Source organism: Streptomyces sp. NPDC089919, from assembly GCF_040684615.1.
GTDB lineage: Bacteria > Actinomycetota > Actinomycetes > Streptomycetales > Streptomycetaceae > Streptomyces.
Genome location: NZ_JBFBGK010000220.1, coordinates 1 through 3,405, shown reverse-complemented (window position 1 = coordinate 3,405; position 3,405 = coordinate 1). Strand labels below are relative to the sequence as shown.

At 77.3% G+C, this 3,405-nt stretch carries 3 protein-coding genes; 2 read left to right on the top strand and 1 reads right to left on the bottom strand.

Features of this window, described 5'->3' with window-relative positions; genetic code table 11:
* Positions 1-481 precede the first annotated feature (481 nt).
* Complete coding sequence (locus AB0O40_RS37730) at positions 482-1,558, top strand: PP2C family protein-serine/threonine phosphatase (protein WP_365050863.1); 1,077 nt, start codon at positions 482-484, stop codon at positions 1,556-1,558.
* A gap of 30 nt (positions 1,559-1,588) precedes the next feature.
* Here the strand turns inward: AB0O40_RS37730 and AB0O40_RS37725 are convergent, their stop codons facing one another.
* A complete protein-coding gene (locus tag AB0O40_RS37725) occupies positions 1,589-2,236 on the bottom strand; it encodes a TetR family transcriptional regulator (RefSeq protein WP_365050860.1) in 648 nt (215 codons plus the stop codon).
* 132 nt (positions 2,237-2,368) lie between these two features.
* Here AB0O40_RS37725 and AB0O40_RS37720 point away from each other — a divergent pair, with 132 nt between their 5' ends.
* A complete protein-coding gene (locus AB0O40_RS37720; protein WP_365050858.1) occupies positions 2,369-3,139 on the top strand; it encodes an SDR family oxidoreductase in 771 nt (256 codons plus the stop codon).
* Positions 3,140-3,405 lie beyond the last annotated feature (266 nt).

Here is a 3,405-nt window from a genome sequence, read left to right as displayed (position 1 = left end):
GGGCTCCGGGGGTCCGGGGGCGGAGCCCACGGTTTCGGGAAGGGGCGGGTAGGGGAACCGCTCCGCGCAGCGGCCCCCCGACCCCGCCCCCACCCGTGGGCCCCGCCCGCCCCCACCCCCACCCCTGGCCCCCGCCCGCCACGGGCGACAACCGCAGCGGACGGCCGAGGCGGCCGCGACCAGGCCGGCCAGGGCCGAACACCAGTGGGTCAAAGGCGGCCAGGCCACGCGGGCCAAGGCCAGGCCGGGCCTGACCGGGTAGCCCCGCGGACGGGGCGGGCCGAGGGCACGCGGGCCACGGACGGCACGGGCCACGGACGGCACGGGCCACGGACGGCACGGGCCACGGACGGCGCGGGCCACGGGCGGGCCGGGCCGAGGGCGCGCGGGCCACGGGCGGGCCGGCCGGACGGGCGCCGCGGCGAGGCGGCGCCGGGGCTGCCGGAATGCGCACCGGGCCACGGCGTACCAGGGTGAAGGGGTGAACAGGCGGCGCCGACGAGGGGACGCGGAGCCGGGCTGGCTGCGCGGCACGCCGCCGCCCCGCTGGGTCCGGACCGGCACCGCCGTGGCCCTGGTCGTGCTGTCGCTGGTGGAGCACTTCACGCCCGCCAAGGAGCTGGGCTTCTTCCTCGCCGCGCTGCCCCCCGTGGCCGCGTTCTCGTACGGCGCCCTCGGTACCTCCGTCTTCGCGGGGCTGGTGCTGCTCCTGCTGGGCGTGCAGAGCCTGGGCGTGGGGCACGCGCGGGGCGGGGACCTGGCGACCGTGGCCGTGGTGGGCCTGATGAGCGTGGTGATCGCCTGGGTGCGGCGGCGCCGGGACGCCCAGCTGGTCTCGGTCCGTACCGTCGCCGAGGCGGCGCAGCTGGCCGTGCTGCCGCCGGTGCCGGAGCGGGTGGGGCCGGTGCGCTGCTCGGGGCTGTACCGGGCGGCCCAGCGGGGCACGCTGGTGGGCGGGGACCTGTTCGACGTGCGCGAGGGGCCGTACGGGGTACGGGCGGTGGTCGGGGACGTCCAGGGCCACGGGCTGGCGGCGGTGGGCACCGTCGTCTCGCTGCTGGGGGCCTTCCGCGAAGGGGTGCTGGACGACCCCGGGCTCGGGGCGGTGGCGGCCCGGCTGGACCGGCGGCTGGTGGAGGACTCGGCGGGGGTGGAGCACGCCGAGCTGTTCGCCACCGCCGTGCTGCTGGAGTTCCCGGCCGGGGCGCCGGACCGGGTGCGGATCGTCTCCTGCGGCCACCCGCCGGTGCTGCGGCTGCGCGGCGCGGGCATCACCCCGGTGGACTGCGAGCCGGGTCCGCCGCTGGGCCTGGGGCTCGCCGGGCTGGAGCCGCCGCAGGTCACCGAGGCCGTGCTGGAGCCGGGGGACCGGTTGTTCGTGCACACGGACGGGGTCACCGAGGCCCGGGACGAGGCGGGTGAGTTCTACCCGCTGCCGGCCCGGCTGGCCGGGCTGGCCGGCTCCGCGGACCTGGTCGCGGCGCTCTGGCAGGACCTCTCCGACTTCACCCGGGGCCCCCGGGACGACGTGGCCCTGCTGCTGCTCGTCCGGGCCTGAGAGCGGCCTCCCGCCGGGCCGGGCCGGCCGTCAGCCGCCGGTGACCAGCCGCATCGAGCCCGTCAGGGTGTGCAGGCAGCGGACGGCCAGGTCGGCGGGGGCGGCGGGCGGGCCGGCCGGGGTCCCGGCCCAGGCCTCCAACGCGACCCGGATCGCGTCCGTGGCGGCCGCCGCCAGCAGCCGGACCTCCAGCGGGTCGGCGGTCTCGCCGGCCAGCCGGGCGAGGACCGGGACCAGCCGCTCCTCGGAGTCCTGGTTGACGCGGTACCAGACCGCCCGGAGCGCCGGGTCGCCCTCTGCGGCCCGCAGCAGGCCCCGGGTCCACTCCAGCCCCTCCTCGTCCTCCGCGACGGTCAGGGAGGCCCGTACGGCCCGCTCTATGGCCGGTCCCAGGGGCACCCCCGGCTCCTCGGCGGCCAGCAGCGCCCGCCAGGCGTCCCCGCCGCCGGCCAGCAGCGGTGCGACGGCGTCCTGCTTGCTGCGGAAGTACCGGTAGAAGGTGCGCAGCGCGACCCCGGCCCGGCGGGCGATGTCCTCGGCGGTGGTGGCGTCCGGGCCGTGCTCGGCGAAGAGGGCGCAGGCGGCCCGCGCGATGTCCAGCTGGGTGGCCGCCTTGCGGCGCTCGGTCAGGGAGACTCCCGGGCCGCTGGTGGGGGAATAGGGGCGAGGCGAGTTCACACCCGCAGGGTACGCCAGCAGAAGGGCGGGATGCGTGGAATGACATGGTGGCAAAACGTGCCATTAGGTGGGTACAGTCGATGGCGGGGCACCCCCCGAACCCCTTCCCCCAAGTCCACGGAGGACATCGACATGCAGCGTTACCAGGGACGGCGCGTCCTGATCACCGGCGGCGGCTCCGGCATCGGCCAGGCCACCGTGCACCGCATCCTCGCCGAGGGCGGCCGGGTCGTCGCGGTCGACGTCAACGAGGCCGGCCTGAAGGCCACCGCCGAGCGGGCCGCCGCGGACGGCACGGCCGACCGGCTGACCACCGCGGTCCTGGACATCTCGGACGAGGCCGCGGTGGCCGCGGGCGTGGCGGCGGCGGTGACGGCGCTCGGCGGGCTGGACGTGCTGGTCAACGCGGCCGGCATCCTGCGGTCGGAGCACACCCACAAGACGAGCCTGGAGCTCTGGAACAAGATCGTGTCGGTCAACCTGACCGGTACGTTCCTGATGATCCGCGAGTCCCTGCCGGCGCTGCTGGCGGGTGACGGGCCGGTGATCGTCAACTTCAGCTCGACCTCGGCGACCTTCGCGCACCCGTACATGTCGGCGTACGCGGCCACCAAGGGCGGCATCCAGGCCATGACCCACTCGCTGGCCGCGGAGTACAGCAAGCAGGGCCTGCGGGCGGTCAGCGTGGCCCCCGGCTCGATCTCCAGCGACATGACCAGCGGGACGGGGCCGGGGCTGCCGGAGGACACCGACTGGAGCCTCTTCACGAAGCTCGCCCCGGCGCTGGGGCAGGGCTTCGCGGGGCCGGAGACGGTGGCGGGGGTGGTGGCGATGCTGGGCTCCGAGGACGGTGCCTTCATCACCGGTACCGAGATCCGAATCGACGGCGGCACCCACTACTAGCCCCTCCCCGGCCCCCGGCCCTTGCTCCGGCCGGCCCTTGCCCTGCCCGGGCGATGCCCCGCCCGGGCGGCCGGGCGGCCGGGCGGCCCGCGGTCCCGGCGCCGCCACCGCTCCTCGCCCCGGCCGGCCCTTGCCCCGGCCGGGGCGCCCCCGTGTCGGGACCGGACGTACCGCGTTCGTCCTGCATACCCAGCCCCGCTGGGGGCACCTCCCAGCGGTAGCTGGGGGAGTTTGAGGCGCGGGGTCCGGGGCGGAGCCCCGCCGTC

Excerpts from the sequence above, each read along its gene's own strand:
- AB0O40_RS37720 (WP_365050858.1), top strand. The coding sequence starts at position 2,369 with ATGCAGCGTTACCAGGGACGGCGCGTCCTGATCACCGGCGGCGGCTCC.